This window comes from Streptomyces sp. NPDC024698 (assembly GCF_055559015.1).
Genome location: NZ_JBVHLK010000006.1, coordinates 256,293 through 273,632 on the forward strand (window position 1 = coordinate 256,293; position 17,340 = coordinate 273,632).

Consider the following 17,340-nt stretch of genomic DNA (forward strand, 5'->3'; position numbering starts at 1 on the left):
CCTCACATCCGGGCCAGGGTGCCGGTGACCCGGACCCTGCGCAGAATTCGGTCGATCAGCAGTGTCCCGGTGGCGTAGCCGGCCAGCCCGAGCAGAACGACGGCCAGCAGACCGCCGGTCGCGTCGTGGACGGGGCCCGGGCTCACGGCGGCCCGCAGCACCTGGGCGCTCCAGGACAGGAACACCGCCTTGCTCGCGGGCTGAAGCCAGTGCGGGAGGTAGCTGACGGGCACCAGGACCCCACCGAGCAGGAAGAACGGGAAGCTCAGGGTGTTCTGGAGGATGCGGGCCGAGGGCGCCAGCACGAAGAGGGCCGACACACAGCTCGCGGTACCCGCCATCGCCGCGGCGGTGAGCAGCACCCCGACGAGGAACAGCACCGGGTGGGCGATCGTCACGAGCACCCCGAAGCCGGCCCAGGCGACGAGCCAGGCCTCCGCGAGGCTGAGCGTGCTCAGGAGGGTCACGGCCGCGATCCGGGCCGCGATCACCGACGAGTAGCGCGCCGGTGTGGCCACCACGGCCTCCAGGGTGCCGCGTTCACGTTCGTGGCCGATCAGTTCGCCGCCCGCCATCAGCGCCATCGACCACAGGGACATCAACACCGGTGCCAGTACGGCGAATCCGGCCAGGTCGCGACGGTCGGCGTGTTCGGTGATGGCGAGGAAGAGACAGGTGTAGAGCGGCGCGGTCACGAAGACGTGGAGGGTGTCGGGGGTGCGCAGGGTCATGACGATCTGGAGGCGGAAGACCTGCCAGAACAGGGTCGGGCTCATCTGGCCACCCGCATTCCGCGGTCCTGGACCAGGTGCCGGTAGACCTCGGCGAGGCCGGGGCGGACGGTGGCCAGCGAGGTGACTCCCGCCTCCACCAGCGTGCGCAGGACCTCGGGGGTGGTGTCGGCCGCGGCTATCTCCACGGTGATCCGGCCGTCCGGCGTCCGTTCGAGCGAGGAGACACCGGCCAGGCCGCGCAGGTCCTCGGCGACGGAGGCGGGAACGGCGGCGGCCGTGACCCGTTCGTAGGCCGACATGCGGCGGGCCAGCACCTCGGGCCGGTCGGTCGCCAGGACCCGGCCCTGGTCGATCAGCGTGACCTGGTCGCACACGGCCTCGGCTTCCGCCATGTCGTGCGTGGTGATGAGGACCGTGCGGCCCTCCGCGCGCAACTCCTGTACCAGCGTGCGGAAGTCGTAGGCGGCCAGCGGGTCCATGCCGGCGGTCGGCTCGTCGAGGATGAGGACCTGGGGGTCGCTGACCAGGCCGCGCGCCAGGTGCAGGCGTTGTTTCATGCCCCGGGAGAAGCCGTCCACCCGGTCGTCCGCGCGCTCGCCGAGGCCGACGCGGTCCAGCAACGCGTCGGTGCGCTGCCGCAGTTCACGCCCGTGCAGGCCGTAGAGCGCACCCCACAGAGCGAGGTTCTGGCGGGGCGTGATCCGGCCGTACAGGCCCCGGTCGCCACCGAAGACGATGCCGATCAGCGGTTTCACGGCCCGTGGGGTGGCGGCGACGTCGTGGCCGCACACCCGCGCCGAGCCCGCGCTGGGCAGCAGCACGGTCGTGAGAATCTTGCACAGGGTCGTCTTGCCGGCGCCGTTGGGCCCGAGCAGGCCGTGCACCTCGCCGGGGCGGACGGTCAGGTCGATGCCGCGCAGCGCCGTGACGATGGCTTCGGGACGACGACGGGAGCCGAACTCCCTGGTGAGGCCGCGCACTTCGATGGCGGCGAGGTCGGGGGCGGTCATGCGCCGGCCTCCTCGTCCGTGACGGCGGCCAGAGCGGCGGCCAGCAGGTCCGGTGCCACCAGTTCTCCGCCCACGAGCAGGAAGTCGCCGACCGGGGTACGGGCCAGCGTCATGTCGTCCCGGCGCTCCAGTACGCATCGCTCCCCGGCCCGTACCGCACGGGTCAACGGCATGCCCCAGACCGGCTGACCGGAGTCGAGCCGCGCCGGGACCGAGTGGTCCGGCTCCGGTCGCGTCCGGGTCGCCGCGGCCCGGCGGGTCCGCTCCTCGGCCGCCGCGGCGGTCAGCTCCCGGCGCAGCGGTTCGGCCTGCGGATGAACGACGGCCGCGCTCAACAGGTCCAGCAGTTCTACGAGTTCGGGTGCCAGGTGATGGGTGACGGCGGCCTCGGCCACCGCGGCCGGCTTCAGTGCCCCGCTGTCGAGCAGGACCAGCAGGTCGACGGCGTCCTTGGTGTGGAACGCGCGCTGGAACCGTTCCTCGGCCACCGTCAGCAGATCGGCCAGGACCTGGTCCTCCGGCAGCTCCGGACGTACGGGGACGGTGGCGAAGTCGCCGCAGAACGCGGCCGTGCACAGCTCCACCCGGATCTCCTCCTCCATCAGAGGGTCGGGGGAGGGCCACAGGACGGCGAGCATGACGTGCAGCCGTCCGTCGGCGACGAACAGCGACAGTTCCGCGGGCTCGCCGCCCAGCGAGCACAGCGTGAGCGCGGCGGCCCACAGCTGTTCCTCGTCGTGGGCGATGAGGTCCAGGTCGCCCACCGGCCGCCGGACGCCCGTCGGATAATGAGCGGCCAGGGAGGGGCCCTTGACGGTCACGACGTCAGGACGGTCCGCGAGCGCCGAGCGCAGTTCGGCGTAGCGGGCCGCGCGGGAGCGGGCCCGCTCCAGGAGATCCCTGCTGCCGCTGCCGGGCTCGGCGCCTTCGGCGACGGCCAGCGAGACGACGAGTTGGGCGAGCGTTCCCGACGTCTGCTGGGCGTGGCGGACCAGGCGGTACGCGCCCTCGTGCTCGGGGACGTCGAGCAGCCGGTGCAGCAGGTCCAGGTCGAGTGGTGCGGTGGTCATGACTGCCGGGCCTCCTTCAACGTCGTGGCCAGCTCCTGGGCGTCGGTCGTCCAGTAGCGGTGGTGTATCTGCCAGCCCCGCGCGCACAGGGCGTCCGTGACCCGGTCGCCTCCGCCGTCGAGGCCGTGCACGACATGGCCGGTCAACGGGAGCCGCGCTGTCCTGGCGAGGCCGGCCACGGCGGCGACCAGCGCCTTGTGGCCGGCCGGACCGTCGGCGCCGGGTTCGACGAGGACGTCCACCAGCTCCATGTGGGCCTCGGCGGTGATCTCGTCCCACGCGTCGCCCACGACGGTGGCGTGACCGACCGGGACGCCTTGCTCCCAGACCAGCAGCGACCGCCGGGAGGGTGTGTCGAGCAGGGCGTCGGCCTCGGCGGCCGCGGCTTCGAGGTCGGCGGGCCGGTTCTGCTCACGTGCGGCGTGCAGGATGGCGCGGACGAGCCAGTCGGCCAGCAGCGGCCGGTGTTCCTCCCGCGCCGGTGTGACCCGCGGGCCGTCGGAAGCGGCCGGCGTCTCCGCGCTCTCGCCGAGCCGTACGTAGGTGAGGTCACGGTGCCACGGGTGCGGCAGCAGGGCGGCGGCACCGGCGCGGACGACGAGCGCGGACACCCCGGGATGCTGGGCGAGCAGCGCCCGCCACAGGGCCCGTGAGGCCTCGGCGTCCGACAGCAGCGCCGGGTCGGCGTACTCCACCAGCAGGCGCCGATCGCCCGACAGGGGATCGGTGGAGACTCCCGCCACGCACGGCAGCCCGGACACGACATGGAGCAGCTCGGCGTCCTGCGCGGACTTCAGATAGCCCTCGGCGGCGTACATCAGACGGCCACCGAACGGACCGTCATCCGCAGTTCCCGGCGGACGTGCGCGGCGGCTCGGCGCACGTCGTCGACGCCCACCTGCCGCAGGCCGGCGATCTCGCTCTCCAGGGACCAGACCCGTCCGGTGGCGCACGTGCGCTCGGCGATGAGTTTGGCGTACTCCAGCGGTGTCTCGGACTCCAGGACCAGGCTCATCTCCGCCTGGCGCACGGCCGCGTCGAAGTCGTCGTCCGCGAGACCGAGTTCGGCTATCCCGTCCAGCAACTGGTGCACCACCGTGCGGACTTGAGCGGCCGAAGAGGCTTCCGTGCCGATGAGCAGCCGCCAGGCGCCCGCTTCGCGGTAGCCGCGGTCCCAGGCGTGGAACGAGTAGGACAGGCCGTGTTCGGTGCGCAGCGAGCGGTACAGCAGGGAGGAGGGACTCGACCCCAGGAGGTGGGCGAGGACTCCGTAGGCCGCCCGCCCCGCCGCGTCGGCCCGTGGCGAACGCGCGCCGAAGCAGAGCCAGGTGAAGCTCGCCTCGCCGGGATCAGGCAGCGGATCGTCCGGGCCCGCGGGCTCCAGTGCCGTCCGGGGCGCCGGGTCCGCCGGTTCCTCGGCCTCCAGGACGTCGGAGCCGGCCAGGACGGAGGGGACTCTCGGGCCCACGACGACCAGCGCGCCGGGAGCCCGGACGAACCGGTCACGGTGGACGGCGGTCAGTTCCTCCACGGTCACCGCGGCCAGGTCCTCGGGCGTGCCGCCCACCGGGCGGCCCAGGGGGTGCCCGGGAAAGAGACCGGCGAGGACCCCGTCCTGGACGGCGTCCGAGGGGTCGGCCGCCGCTGCCGCCAACTCCTGGAGCACGACGGCGCGTTCACGGTCCAGTGTGTGGCTGTCGAGCACCGGCCGGAAGACGGCGCGCAGCAGTGCGGCGGCCACGTCCTCGGCGTCGTCGGCATGTGTCTGCGCGTAGTACAGCATCACTTCGAGGCCGGTCTGCGCGTTGGCCTGACCGCCGCGGCGCTCGACGTACTCGCTGAACGACCAGGCGGGTCCTTCGCCCCCGAGGGGACTGGACATCACCAGGTGTTCGAGCAGGTGGGCGATGCCGCCGCGACCCTGTGGATCGTCGCGCGAGCCGTGGGCGAGCGCGAGGCAGACGCTGGTGGTCTTCAGCCGCTCGTCGACGACGGCGAGCACGGGGACGGAGGTGCCCGCCGGCCCCGGAAGGCGGGTGGTGAGGTCGTAGACAGTCAAGGGCCACTCTCGCAGGGCCGTGCGCGGCGGGGACCGCCGCGATGTGCGGATGAACCGGAGGAAAAGGAGGTGCGGCGGCTGCCGGGAAGACGAGCTTCCCGGCAGCCGCGGCCTAGGCGGTGCCTCAGGCCTTGGCGGCCTTGACCTTCACCTTGTCCAGGCGGGGACGCAGGCCGGTGGCGTGGTTGCGAGTCATGTCGCACTCCTTCGATCTCTTGGTTGCGGTGCGGAGCCGGTTGGCCCGACCACCGAGAACGCTAGGCAGCACGTGTCAACAGAGCGTCGACGCCGGCTCTGTGACGGTCTCCGATCAGACGTTGACGGGCTGTCGACGCGGCCGTGTCACGATGGCCGCCCGCAGGTACGAAGCGGGCTCAGCCGTACGAAAGTGAGATACGCGTGATGATGCGTGGCAAGACCCTCAAGCCGATCCGGCGTCGTCGCGTCGCCGCCCTCGGGCTCGTCGTCCTGGTGACGGCGATGACCGGCGTCGCGCAGGAAGCCGGAGCGCACGACCGGGCACGGCCCGCCTCGCAGGTCGTCGCCTGGAACAGCACCAGCGCGAGCTGCGTCACCTGCACGACCATCGGCTAGCGCCCGCGACCCCGCCCGCCAGGGGGACGTGCGGCGGGTGCTCCGCCTCAGGTCCGGTCGGCGCGCGAGGCGGTGTCGACGGTCGCGAGGGCGTCGGCGGCCTGCCGGGCCTCGGGCAGCCCGAGACGCTCCAGCGTCTCGTACGCCGCTTCGAGCTGTGTCCGTGCCCGGTCCCGTTCGCCGCGCTCGGCCAGGACACGGCCGAGCACCAGGCGGGCCGTGGCCCGGTCACGGTCCCCGCCGCCGTCCTCCAGGAGGGCCAGCGCCTCCTCCGCGTGAAGGGCCGCCCCGTTGATGTCGCCCGTGCGGCGCAGCGTTTCCGCGAGACGGTAGCCCGCCTGCGCGGCCCGGTCCCGGATACCCGCCGCCCGGCACAGCCGCAGGCACTCCCGCAGCCGCCCGGCCGCCGCGTCCCAGTGCCGCTGACCATGATGAGCCAGCCCCAGCACATACAGCGCGTATGCCCTCATCCCGGCGTCGTCGCCGAGGGACTGCGGATCCGCCAGCACCTTCTCGCACGCGACGACCGCTGCGCCCGGCTGTCCGTCGCGGATGAGCGTGAGTGCCATGTTGAGCAGGGTGGCGACCTTGCCGGAGCGGTGTCCGAGCTTCTCGGCCAGGACCAGGGCGGCTTCGAAATGGGTGAGCGCGTCCTCGTACCGGCCGGAGAGCTGCGCCGCCACCCCGAGATCGTTGAGCGCCTGCCGCAGGATGGCCTCGTCCCCCGTGGCCCGGCAGAGGGCCACCGCCTGCGTGGCCAGTGCTTCGGCACGGGCCGGATCACCCGCGCGCAGGGTGAGGGAGCCACTGAGCCACCGGGCCCTTCCCAGCGCCCGCCGGTCCCCGTGGGTCTCGGCGCCCGCGGCCAGCACCTCGGCTGCCGCCGTCAGTCCGGTCAGTGCCACCTCCTGGCCGAACGCGGTGAGGGCGATCAGCAGATCCATCGCCACGGGCAGCGCGCCGGCGTCGTCGCCCGCCTGGCGCAGGACCGCCATGATGCCGTCGGCCTCCTCGGCGACCCAGGCGCGGGCCGCGGGCACGTCGGCGAAGTCCAGGCCCTCATGGCGAAGGGGTCCCAGGCAGTCGGTCACCGGGTCGCCGGGGACGATACGGCGAAACGCCTGGCAGGCGCTCGCCAGCAGGAAGTCGAGCAGCCGGCGGACCGTCACGCCGGCCGGTTCCGCGCCCGGCGGTACGGGAAGGTTGCGGGCGAAGGCCCGCAGCAGGTCGTGGCAGCGGTAGCGGCCCGGCGCGGGCGACTCCATCATCGAGGCGTCGACCAGGGACTCCATCACCTCTTCGGCGCCGCCCTGGTCGAGGCCGAGGACCGCCGCGACGGCGGGCAGTCCGATGTCGGGCTCGGCGACCGGAGCGAGCCGCCGGAAGGCGTGCGCCTGAAGATCGGCCAACTGCCGGTAGCCCAGCTCGAAAGCCGCGTCGACGGCGATGTCCCCGAACCGCAGATGCGTGATGCGACTGCGTTCGTCGGCGAGTTTGCCGACCAGGGAGGCGATCGTCCACCCGGGGCGGGCGGCCAGTCGCGCCGCCACGATCCGCATGGCCAGAGGCAGTTGACCGCACACGGCCACCAAGGACCGGGCGGCCTCGGGTTCGGCGGCCAGACGCGCGGGTCCGACCACCTCCTCCAGCAGGGCCAGTGCCTCTTCCAGCGTGAAGACGTCCAGCGCCATGTGCGCGGTGGCGTCCAGACCTGACATGCGCGGCTGGCTGGTGGCGATCACCGCGCAGCCGGCGCTGCCGGGCATGAGATGACGCAGCTGCACCGCGTCCCGGACGTCGTCCAGGACGACCAGGACCCGGCGCCGGTCCAGCAGGGACCTGAACAGCGCTCCACGAGCGTCGAGTTCCTCGGGCAGCCGGTCGGCGGGCACGCCCAGCGCGGTGAGGAAACTCCCGAGGACACCGAACGGGTCGGCCGCGGTCACACCGCTGCCGCCCAGATCGGCGTAGAGCTGACCGTCCGGATAGTGGTGCCGTGTGCGGTGGGCCACGTGCAGGGCGAACGTGGACTTGCCGACGCCGCTCATGCCGGTCACGGCGACCGTGGTCAACGCGTGCCGGTCGGAGGCGGTCAGCAGATCGTGCAGGCGCCGTGCGAGCACCTCGCGACCGATGAACACGGGTGTATCAGCCGGGAGTTGAGCCGGAGCGGGCAGAAAGGCCGGACGGGAGCCGTCCGTGACCGATCCGTCCTTTGGCGCATGCGTCTGATCCAGGGGCCGGCCCGCCTCGGGACCTGATCCGGCGGAAGGGGTCCGCTCGTCGCCCACGGTGGGACCGCTCCCCGCGAGGAAACGCTCCTCGCCACCGGGCAGGACACCGGACCCCGCGGCCCGGACGGCATCCGCCCGCGCCCGCCGGTCCTCTGACGGTGCGTCGGACACGGACCCCCCGTTGAGGATGCGCGTGTACTCCTCGGTCAGCTCCCGTCCGGGACCGACGCCCAGCTCTTCGTCGAGGCGGCGGCGTACACGGTCGTGGACCGCGAGTGCCTCCGACTGCCGTCCCGTCGCGTACAGACCTCGCATGAGCAGCGCGTGCGGCCGCTCGCGCAGCGGGTGTTCGGCGGTGAGCGCGGACAGCTCCGGCAAAGCCGTGTGGAAACGGCCCAGTTGGACGGCCAGGTCGAGACGCTCCACCTGGAGGGAGACCTTGAGTTCTTCCAGGCTGTCGCGCCTGCGTGCCGCGAAGGGGCCGGGGACGCCCGCCAGCGACTCGCCCTGCCACAGTGCCAGAGCGCGTCCGGCCGTCTCCTCGGCATCCGCTAACCCGCCCTGGGCCCTGAGCCGCGCGGTCTGCTGCGCCAGCGACTCGGCGTGCCAGGCGTCCACGGCACTGCCGGCCACGGCGAGGCGGTACCCGTCCGCGGCCGACAACAGGGTCTCCGGCGCAGAGGGGTCCGTCTCCAGCAGTCTGCGCAGCCGCCACACGTAGGTACGGATCGTCGTCGAAGCGGACTTGGGCAGCGTGTCCTCCCACAGGGCGTCGGTGAGATCGTCGAAGGACACCGCGTGTCCCACGCGCAGCAGCAGAGCCGAGAGGACGGCCGCCTGCTGCGGCGGGCCGACCGGGAGTTCGGTCTCGCCGCGGAACGCCCGTACCGTCCCCAGCACCCGAAACGTCAGTTCATCGGCTGCCTGTGCGCTCATGCTCTATCTCCTCGGCCCGGGGTGGATGGCCACGTTCTGGTTCGTGCGGCCGTATGCGTACGGGTTCGCCGCAGGGCATACCGCTGTCGCTCACTCAAGATGATCACTTTTTCCGCAAGGTTGCTTCGTGCGCAAAGGGGCGCTCCGCATCCACAGGCAACCCCGGTGTTCAGGCCCCGGTGCTCGTGCCGGTCAATTCGACCGGGATCCACAGCTGGGAGCCGGTCTCCGCGCCGGTCTCCACCGGCCGGACCCGCAGGAGTTCGGGACCGGGCCGGGTCGTGTACGGATTCGAGGGGAACCACTGCGTGAACACGTCCCGCCACAGTTCCTGGAGGGCGCTCGGATAGGGCCCGTGGGTGTCGAAGACCGCCCAGGTCCCGGCCGGTACGTCGAGGGCGTCGAGTTCCCCGGCGACCGTTTCCCGACCGGTCACGACGCCGATCCAGTAGTCCGCCTCGGCGCCCTCCTCCCGGCTGTCGGTCAGGTACACCGCCGCCGACAGGATTCCGGTCGGCTCACGCGGGGCCGGCTCCTGCCCGGCCAGCTCCTTCATCCGGTCGATCGCCCGCTCGTCGAGGCTCTCCAGATGCGCCGCGGCGTCCGCGTTGACCCCGTCGCGCACCAGCGGGACCCGGGCCTTCCTGCCGACGATCCGGAACGCCTCCCTCTCCACGATCCGGTACCGCATGGTCGTACCGCCTTCGACGACGACGCGGAAGGACATGCGCGGCTGCGCCGTGAGCACCGCGCCCGTACGCCTGGCCTCGCCCGGCCCGATGCCGTGCAGCGATCTGAACGCCCGGGCGAACGCCTCCGCCGAGCCGTATCCGTACCGGACCGCGACATCGAGCAGGGTCAGCTCTCCGGCCAGCACCTCGGCCCCGGCGAGCGTCATCCGCCGGCGCCGTACGTAGACCGGGAGCGGCATCCCGGCGAGCGCGGAGAACAGCCGCCGGAAGTGGTACTCCGAGACCGCGGCGATCCTGGCCACCTCGGCCATGTCGATCTCCCGGTCGAGGGAGGCCTCCAGGTGGTCCATCGCCTGATTCATCCGCTCCAGCACGCGTATCCGTCCTTCCCTGGCCGGCCGCCTCACCGGAGCGGAGGGATGTGATCGCGCCCGACCCGACAGAACCGGTGCGGGAATTGTCGGGCGGGCAAGCCTGCCGTCGCCCGAGGCTTGCACCCATGACCGATATTAGGGGATTTTGTGATCCGCGCTTCGTCGCCGTCCGTGACGCGCTCGCGGTCCTGCTCGACAAGGACGACGTGGGCGCCTCCGCCGCCGTGTACCTCGAAGGCGAGCCGGTGGCCGACCTCTGGGGCGGGTACGCCGACGCGCACCGCTCCGTCGGCTGGGAACGCGACACCCTGACCGGCGTGAACTCGACGACCAAGAACATGGTCGCCCTGTGCGCGCTGATCCTGGCCGACCGGGGCGAGCTCGATCTGTCCGCGCCGGTCGCCGCCTACTGGCCCGAATTCGCCGCCGCCGGCAAGGAGAACGTGCTCGTACGGCATGTGCTCTCACACACCGCGGGGCTTCCGGAGCTGTCCGGGCCGACGAAGCCCGAGGACCTCTACGCCTGGGAGAGCGTGACGGCGGGGCTGGCCGCGCAGGCGCCCGCGTGGGAACCGGGAACGGCCGCCGGCTATCACGCGCTCACCTTCGGCTACCTCGTGGGCGAGATCGTCCGCCGCGTCACCGGCCGTGGTCTCGGCCGGTTCTTCGCCGAGGAGGTGGCCGGACCTCTGGGCGCGGACTTCCACATCGGGCTCTCCGCCGAGCACGACCACCGAGTCGCACCGCTCATCGCGCCACCGTCACTGACCGACGAGTACGCCGCGGCCGCACCGACCCGTCCGGACGGCACCCGGCGGGAGAACACCGGTGTCACGATCCGGGTCAAGGACGCCAACTCCGTGGCCTGGCGCCGTGCGCAGATCCCCGCGGTGAACGGCTTCGGCAACGCCCGCTCGGTCGCCCTCGTCCAGTCGGTCCTGGCGAACCGGGGAGAGGCGGGCGGCGTGCGCCTGCTGTCCGCCCAGGGGTGCGAGCCTGCGTGGCAGGAGGTGTTCCGCGGCGACGACCGGGTGCTGGGGACGCCGATGTCCTGGACGGCGGGCTTCGCCAAGTTCGGCAACACCTTCGGCTGGGGCGGCTGGGGTGGCTCGCTGGTCGTGAACGATCCCGTCGCACGCATGACGGTGGCCTACGCCATGAACCAGATGATCGACCGGGACGGGCAGGAGGACAACCGGGGCATGGAGATCGTGATGGCCGCGTACGACGGCCTGTACTGACGCCGGTACGGGGGCCCGCGCCGGCCGGTGGACGGTGGCCGCCCGTCGGCCGGAGGACGGTGGCCCGCGCCGACGACGGCAGCCGCTCCTGGGTACCGGTCACCGGAAGATGAGTGCGCGTACTCAGGCCCCGCGGACGCTCGGGGCCGACGATGAAGGCCAGCCCTGTCGAGACCGGGAGAACGAACATGCTCAGCCGCCTCGCCGACGTCCTGGTGCCCGCCGTCGGCCGCCTCACGATCAGCACCGACGCGGGCACCGAACTCGCCCCCGGCAGCATCATCGCCGCGAACCACACCTCGCTGGCCGACCCCGCCGTCGTGCTCGCCGCGCTGCACCGCCTCGGAGTCCGTCCGGTCGTCATGGCGACCGCGGGACTGTGGCGCGTCCCGGTCCTCGGACGCGCGCTCGCCCGGGAAGGGCACATCCCCGTCCACCGGGGAGACCGGCGTGCGGCGGACGCCCTGAACGGAGCGGTCGAGGCGCTGGAGCGCGGGCGCCTGGTGCTGATCTACGCCGAGGGCGGACTCCCGCACCGCGCCGACGCGGCGGAAGAGGCACCCGGAGTCTTCCGCAGCGGCTTGTCCCGGCTCGTCCAGCTGACCGGCGCTCCGGTGGTGCCCGTGGGCCAGGCCGGTGCCCGTCGGGTCACCTCGGGAAGCAGGACCAAACAGCTCGCGGGCCTGTTCACGGCACCGCTGCGCCGGCCGCGCCTGCATGTGCACGTGGGCGAGCCGGTCGAGCTGACGACGGAGGGTGCCGCCGGGACCGAACGGGCCCGTACGGCGGTGACGGCCGCCTGGCGCACGGCCGCCGCCCACCTCGGCGAACCGGCCGCGCTCGCCGCGTAGTGCCGCGGCAGGCAGTGGCGCGCGAAGGGGCGAACGCCGCCTGTTGTGGACTGGTCGGACGGCGAGCGGCGATCCGTGGCTATCGCTGTTCCCACTGCTCCTTGGTGATCTCGTACCGGACGCCGCCCTGCTCGGAGCCCTCGACCATCTCCATGTCGGAGGGCGTCGGGATGGTGTCCGTGAGCGTCATGTCGAGCTTCTTCATGACGTTGCGCGAGCCGTGGTTCACGGTCATCGTCTCGGCCCAGACCACCCGCACATCGAGATCCGTGAACGCCTTTTCCAGCAAGGCCCGTGAGACCTCGGTGGCATAGCCCTTGCCCCAGGCCGCCTGCCGCAGCCGGTAGCCGAGTTCGACCTCGTCCAGCGGGCCCTCCCGCTCGGGACGCAGGATGAACCAGCCGATGAACGCGCCGCCGTCGTTCTCGTGCGCGGCGAACAGTCCGAGGTTGCCATCCCACCTTTCGTAGCCGGCGAGGATGTTCGGCACGTAGAGCTCACGGACGGTCTCCGGCGGGGTCGGTTCGCCGCCGGTCAGGTAGCGCATGACCGCCGGGTCGCTGTCCAGCTCGATCAGCAGGTCCGCGTCGTCGGCGGTGAAATGGCGCAGGGTCAGACGCTCGGTCCGCAGGTAGGTCTCCACCAGCCGATCATGCCCGAGGACTGGCCGGAGGCCCAACGGATTTATTCGGCAACGCGCGGGCGCCGCGCCGGCGTCGGACCGCCCTTCGCCCCTTGTGAGTTACCTCACCCGGCGCAATCGACGGTCGCCGGTGAACCGCCTGGCCAGCGGGCCGCAACTCCTTTGTGGTGAGCGTCTGTTGGCCGGATGCGACAGTGATCTGTCATTGCAGTCAGTCCGAGATCCGATACAGGCTGTGACCGTGGCAGAGCGACGTGTTGTTGTGGTGGTGTACGCCGGTGCCATGGCGCTGGACATCACCGGACCGATCGAAGTGTTCGACATCGCCAACCGGCTTCTCGATCCGGGGGCGGCCCCCTATCGGATCGACATGGTCTCCGCCGACGCGCCACTGGTGCGCACGAGTTCGGGCGTGAGCGTGGCGGCACGGCCGCTGGAAGCGGGCCTGGGCCCCGTCGACACCCTTCTGGTGCCGGGAGGGTGGAGTGTCGCGGAGGTGCTGCACGACGAGGCGCTGATCTCGTGGATCCGCGAGGCCGCGGGCCGGTCGCGCAGGGTCGCCTCCGTATGCGGCGGATCCTTTCTGCTGGCCGAGGCGGGCCTGTTGGACGGCAGACGCGCCACCACGCACTGGGCCTACAGCGAGACGATGGCCTGCCGGTATCCGGCGGTGACGGTGGACGCCGAGCCGATCTTCGTCTGGGACGGACCCTTCGTCACCTCCGCGGGCGTGTCCACCGGGATCGACATGGCGCTGGCCCTGGTGGAGGCCGATCACGGAGCGGCGCTCGCCCTGGAGACGGCGCGGTTCCTGGTGCTCTTCCTCAAACGGCACGGCGGGCAGTCCCAGTTCAGCGCGATGCTGGACGCCCAGTTGGCCGACCATCCGCCGATCCGGACGGCGCAGGAGTGGATCCTGGAGAACCTCCACAACCCCTTACCCGTGGCCGAGATGGCCCAGCAGGCCAACATGAGCCCGCGCAACTTCTCCCGGGTCTTCCGCCGCGAGGTGGGCACGACTCCCGGGCAGTACGTCCAGCGCACACGGATCGCCCGCGCCCGGGAACTCCTGGAGACGACCGACCTCCCGATCGGCCAGATCGCGGGCCGCTGCGGCTTCGGCGCTCCCGAGACCTTCTTCCGCTCCTTCGGCCGGACCCTCGGCCTCACCCCGAGGGAGTACCGGCACCGCTTTCAGGTGATCACGCCGTCGGGCCTCGTCGACCGGCACCAGGAGAGGGAGGGGAGCCCCGTATGACCGTTGTGGCGGATGTACAGGGGACCGGGACGGTACGCATGGCCGACTACCTGGCCGGTGAGCTCGCCGGAGCGGGAGTCACCCATGTCTTCGGCGTCGGTGGCGCCAACATCGAGGACCTCTACGACGCCGTGCACCGCCGCGGAACCGTCCAAGGGGTGGTCGCCAAGCACGAGTTCTCGGCCGTCACGATGGCCGACGGCTACGCCAGGACCAGCGGGCGCCTGGGAGTCGTCGCCGCCACCTCGGGTGGTGGCGCGATGAACCTGGTGCCCGGCCTCGCGGAGGCGTACGCCTCCCGGGTGCCGCTGCTCGCCCTGGTGGGCCAGCCGCCGACCGTCCAGGAGGGGCGGGGCGCCTTCCAGGACACCAGCGGCAAGGCGGGCTCCTTCGACGCGCGCGAGGTCTTCACGCCGATCTCCCGGTTCTGCGCCCGGGTCGAGGACGCGCAATCGCTGGTTGAGCTGCTGCCGCGGGCCATCGCGGCGGCCCGGACCGAGCCGCGCGGGCCGGCCGTGCTGCTGCTGCCGAAGGACGTGCAACAGGCACGGATCCGGTTGCCCGACCGCGAACCGGCGCCGCCGCCCACGACACCGTCCACACCGCTCGACACCGCCGCCCTCACCAAGGCGACGGACCTCCTGCACGGCGCGGACACGGTCCTCGTCATCGCCGGTGAGGGCGTCGCCGCCGCGGACGCACGCGTTGAACTGGCCGAGCTGGCGCGGAGACTGGGGGCGTGGGTCGCGGTCACCCCGGACGCGAAGGACGTGTTCGACAACCGGCATCCCCACTTCGCGGGCGTCGCCGGGGTGATGGGTCATGTCAACGTCGAACAGTGTCTGCGCCGGGCCGATGTGTGCCTGCTGGTCGGCACCCGGCTGCCGCTTCTGGCGCGCGGCGGGCTGGAGCAGGCGCTGGCCGCCACCGACGTCGTATGCCTCGACTCCGAAAAGCCGTTCGTGGCCGCCACGGCGCTGGGCGGGGATCCGCGGGACGCGCTCCGCGCGGTGACCGGCCGGCTCGCGCCGGTCCCGCGTGCCTGCCCGCCCCACTCCGGACCCCTCCCCACACCGACCCCGGTTCCCCACTCCCCGGCCGCCCACGCGCGGACCGTCCCCTACGCCCAGGCCCTCGCCGCGGTGGAGGCGGCACTGCCCGAGGACGCGCACGTCTTCGTCGACGCGGGCAACACGGGCGCCAGCGCGGTCCACCTCCTCCCGGCACCGCGGCGCGGACGATTCGTCGTGGCGCTCGGCATGGGAGGCATGGGCTACACCTTCGGCGCGGGCATCGGCGCCGCGCTCGCGACCGGGCGGCGTACCTACGTACTCGCCGGTGACGGCGCCTTCTTCATGCACGGGGCGGAGGTGCACACCGCGGTGGAGCTCCGCGCACCCGTCACCTTCGTCATCTTCAACAACAACGCCCACGCCATGTGCGTGCTGCGCGAGGAGTTCCTCCAGGGCGGCGTCCGCACCGACGACCTGTTCGGGCGGACCGACATCGCCGCCGGAGTGGCCGCCGCCTTCCCGTCCCTCGACGTCACCGGCGCCGAGAACGCGACGCGGTTGCGTGAGGCCCTGCTGCGCGGCAACACGGGCGGCGGCCCGGCGTTCGTGGCGCTGGACTGCGATCCGAAGGAGATCCCTCCGTTCCTCCCCTTCCAGCCCTTCGCCGAAGCAGCCGGTGACGCCGACCGTGCCCGCGGTGACGCCGACCGTGCCCGCGGTGACGCCGACCGGGCCCGTGGTGACGCCGACCGTGCCCGCGGTGACGCCGACCGGGCCCGTGGTGACGCCGACCGTGTGCCTGGTGACACCGACCGTGCCGGTGGTGCGGACCGTGCCGAACACCCCGACAGTAAGGAGAACCCAGATGAGCGACGAGTCGTCCACGCCGGCTGACATCCCCGGCCTGATGCGGATCGAGAACCCGGGCAAGGACGAACTGACCGCCCACTGCGTGGAACTCACCCACGCCGTCTACCCCCACCATCAGGTCTACGGGCGGTACTGCACCATCCACGAGTACGTCGACTGCCCGCCGGAGCAGACCTTCGACTACCTCCGTCAGGGCCACCACCTGGAGGAATGGACGTGCAGCCTGCGGGACTTCGCCCCCTCGGACACACCCGGGCTGTGGGTCGGCCACGACCGCCTGGAGGAGGACACCAGGATCTACTGCAAGGTGGTCGCCAACCCCGAGGCCATGACGGTGGATTACCACTGTTCCTGGGACCAGGGCGACAAGCTGTGGATGATCTACCTGATGCGGGTCGTCCCGGCCCAACTGGTGCTCGGCAAGCCGGGATCGGTGATCACCTGGACCAACTGCCGTCATCCGTACTACGACACGAACCCGCACCCCGGCCTGGCGCCCCGACCCGACCGCCCCTGGGTCGGTGACTACTGGGACCTGTTCTACGCGGGACACACCGTGGAGATGAACAACCTCAAGGCGATCCTGGAACACCGCCATCGCCACGGCCAACCCGTCAGCGCGCCGCCCGCGCGGGCGGTGGCCCGGTGACCACGGTCAGCCTCACCGACGTCTCGGGCTACCTTCCGGGCGATCCGGTCCCCGCGGAGTTCTACACCGACTACCCGGGGGCGGAGGACAAGCTCCGCGGTCACCCCATGTTCAAGGTCCCGCTGACACGGCACCACGTCGCCCCGGACGAGACCAACACGGACATGATCGAACGCGCCGTGCAGCCCCTGATCGAACGGCACGGCAGGGACGAGATCCGGGGCGTCGACGTCCTGTTGGTGCACAGCCAGCTGCCGGATCTGCCGTTCGTCGGCGCGGGAACCGAGGTCGCACGCCGACTGGGCCTCAACCCCGAATGGCTCGTCGACGTGGCGAACGCGGGCTGCGCCTCCTTCGTGTACATGCTGAAGCTGGCCCGGCAGATCCTCGGCACCACCGACGCCCGGACCGCGCTGATCTGCAACGCGCAGAGCGCGGCGGGCCAGTGCTTCACCCAGTCCGAGGTGCGCCGGCTCGCGCAGGCCGCGATCCCGGGCGACGGCTGCGGTGTGGGATGGGTGACGACCTCGGCCGGCTCCCCGGTCCTCGACGTCGAGACCCGGCACATCGCGGAGCACGCCGGTGACATGACCCTTGCGCTCGACGACGGGCGCAAATACTGGGAGCCGGGGGAGTCCCAGCTGCGGATCGGGTTCACCGACGCGAGCGTCGCGAAGGTGCTGGCCCGCGGGAACCGCCTGGTCCCGGAGGTGATCACGGACCTGTGCCGCAGGCTCGGCGTGGCGACCGAGGACATCGACGTCCTCGTCACCAATCAGCCGAACCGCACTTTCCTGCGCAACTGGAGGGAGGCGCTGCAACTGCCCGCCGAACGGCACCTGAACACCTTCGACCGGTGCGGGAACCTCTTCGGAGCGGCGATCCCGGTCACCCTGGACCACGCGATCGGCTCGGGCCGGGTGAAGGACGGCGATCTGGTGGTGCTGGGCGGCTTCGCCCACGCCGGCGACTTCGCCGGAGCCGTCGCGGTCCGCTGGCACGGGCGCCGGGAGTGACGCTCGCGGCGGGACTCCAAACCGCACGCCGCCCGTCTGCTGGTCACACGAGGTGATCAACCGCCGAAGACGCCGTCGGCGTGATGTGTGGCCGTG

15 protein-coding genes are annotated in these 17,340 nt (G+C 72.0%); 7 read left to right on the forward strand and 8 right to left on the reverse strand.

What is annotated here, in order from left to right:
- Window positions 1–2: 2 nt before the first annotated feature.
- Genes ACZ4AA_RS16770 through ACZ4AA_RS16790 form a run of 5 tightly spaced genes read right to left on the reverse strand, consistent with a single transcriptional unit; the run spans window position 3 to window position 4,873 of the window.
- Window positions 3–776, reverse strand: coding sequence for an ABC transporter permease (locus tag ACZ4AA_RS16770; protein WP_467601849.1), 774 nt, complete (start codon window positions 774–776; stop codon window positions 3–5).
- Window positions 773–1,744, reverse strand: a complete 972-nt coding sequence (locus ACZ4AA_RS16775; protein ID WP_467601853.1) for an ABC transporter ATP-binding protein — start codon at window positions 1,742–1,744, stop codon at window positions 773–775. Before ACZ4AA_RS16775 ends, ACZ4AA_RS16770 begins: the two co-directional genes overlap by 4 nt.
- Window positions 1,741–2,814, reverse strand: coding sequence for a hypothetical protein (locus ACZ4AA_RS16780; protein ID WP_467601856.1), 1,074 nt, complete (start codon window positions 2,812–2,814; stop codon window positions 1,741–1,743). Before ACZ4AA_RS16780 ends, ACZ4AA_RS16775 begins: the two co-directional genes overlap by 4 nt.
- Complete coding sequence (locus ACZ4AA_RS16785) at window positions 2,811–3,632, reverse strand: hypothetical protein (RefSeq protein ID WP_467601859.1); 822 nt, start codon at window positions 3,630–3,632, stop codon at window positions 2,811–2,813. Before ACZ4AA_RS16785 ends, ACZ4AA_RS16780 begins: the two co-directional genes overlap by 4 nt.
- Window positions 3,632–4,873, reverse strand: a complete 1,242-nt coding sequence (locus ACZ4AA_RS16790; RefSeq protein WP_467601862.1) for a M16 family metallopeptidase — start codon at window positions 4,871–4,873, stop codon at window positions 3,632–3,634. The genes ACZ4AA_RS16785 and ACZ4AA_RS16790 overlap by 1 nt, the downstream gene beginning before the upstream one ends.
- A 402-nt stretch (window positions 4,874–5,275) precedes the next feature.
- On the opposite strand from ACZ4AA_RS16790, the gene ACZ4AA_RS16795 reads away from it, so the two are divergent.
- The gene (locus ACZ4AA_RS16795) at window positions 5,276–5,467 is read left to right on the forward strand and encodes a hypothetical protein (protein WP_467601865.1); all 192 of its coding nucleotides are present in this window, start codon (window positions 5,276–5,278) and stop codon (window positions 5,465–5,467) included.
- Window positions 5,468–5,514: 47 nt separating this feature from the next.
- On the opposite strand, the gene ACZ4AA_RS16800 is transcribed toward ACZ4AA_RS16795, so the two are convergent.
- Both ACZ4AA_RS16800 and ACZ4AA_RS16805 read right to left on the reverse strand, forming a co-directional pair.
- Entirely contained in the window at window positions 5,515–8,637 is a 3,123-nt protein-coding gene (locus ACZ4AA_RS16800) for an AfsR/SARP family transcriptional regulator (RefSeq protein WP_467601868.1), read from the reverse strand.
- A gap of 169 nt (window positions 8,638–8,806) precedes the next feature.
- A complete protein-coding gene (locus ACZ4AA_RS16805; RefSeq protein ID WP_467601870.1) occupies window positions 8,807–9,703 on the reverse strand; it encodes an AraC family transcriptional regulator in 897 nt (298 codons plus the stop codon).
- Between the two features lie 125 nt (window positions 9,704–9,828).
- Here ACZ4AA_RS16805 and ACZ4AA_RS16810 point away from each other — a divergent pair, with 125 nt between their 5' ends.
- Together ACZ4AA_RS16810 and ACZ4AA_RS16815 are read left to right on the forward strand one after the other, a co-directional pair.
- Window positions 9,829–10,944 (forward strand): serine hydrolase domain-containing protein, encoded by a 1,116-nt coding sequence (locus ACZ4AA_RS16810; protein WP_467601873.1) that lies wholly within the window; start codon window positions 9,829–9,831, stop codon window positions 10,942–10,944.
- Between the two features lie 188 nt (window positions 10,945–11,132).
- The gene (locus tag ACZ4AA_RS16815) at window positions 11,133–11,795 is read left to right on the forward strand and encodes a lysophospholipid acyltransferase family protein (RefSeq protein WP_467601876.1); all 663 of its coding nucleotides are present in this window, start codon (window positions 11,133–11,135) and stop codon (window positions 11,793–11,795) included.
- Between the two features lie 79 nt (window positions 11,796–11,874).
- Here ACZ4AA_RS16815 and ACZ4AA_RS16820 read toward each other — a convergent pair whose 3' ends face one another.
- A complete protein-coding gene (locus ACZ4AA_RS16820) occupies window positions 11,875–12,438 on the reverse strand; it encodes a GNAT family N-acetyltransferase (RefSeq protein WP_467601878.1) in 564 nt (187 codons plus the stop codon).
- A gap of 241 nt (window positions 12,439–12,679) precedes the next feature.
- Between ACZ4AA_RS16820 and ACZ4AA_RS16825 the strand changes: the two genes are divergently transcribed.
- From ACZ4AA_RS16825 to ACZ4AA_RS16840, 4 genes are read left to right on the forward strand one after another with little or no spacing between them, the layout of a single operon-like run.
- Window positions 12,680–13,696 (forward strand): GlxA family transcriptional regulator, encoded by a 1,017-nt coding sequence (locus tag ACZ4AA_RS16825; protein ID WP_467601882.1) that lies wholly within the window; start codon window positions 12,680–12,682, stop codon window positions 13,694–13,696.
- Window positions 13,693–15,603, forward strand: a complete 1,911-nt coding sequence (locus tag ACZ4AA_RS16830; protein ID WP_467601885.1) for a thiamine pyrophosphate-binding protein — start codon at window positions 13,693–13,695, stop codon at window positions 15,601–15,603. Before ACZ4AA_RS16825 ends, ACZ4AA_RS16830 begins: the two co-directional genes overlap by 4 nt.
- Complete coding sequence (locus tag ACZ4AA_RS16835) at window positions 15,575–16,228, forward strand: SRPBCC family protein (protein WP_467601889.1); 654 nt, start codon at window positions 15,575–15,577, stop codon at window positions 16,226–16,228. The genes ACZ4AA_RS16830 and ACZ4AA_RS16835 overlap by 29 nt, the downstream gene beginning before the upstream one ends.
- Window positions 16,225–17,244 (forward strand): 3-oxoacyl-ACP synthase III family protein, encoded by a 1,020-nt coding sequence (locus ACZ4AA_RS16840; protein WP_467601892.1) that lies wholly within the window; start codon window positions 16,225–16,227, stop codon window positions 17,242–17,244. The genes ACZ4AA_RS16835 and ACZ4AA_RS16840 overlap by 4 nt, the downstream gene beginning before the upstream one ends.
- Window positions 17,245–17,340: the final 96 nt, after the last annotated feature.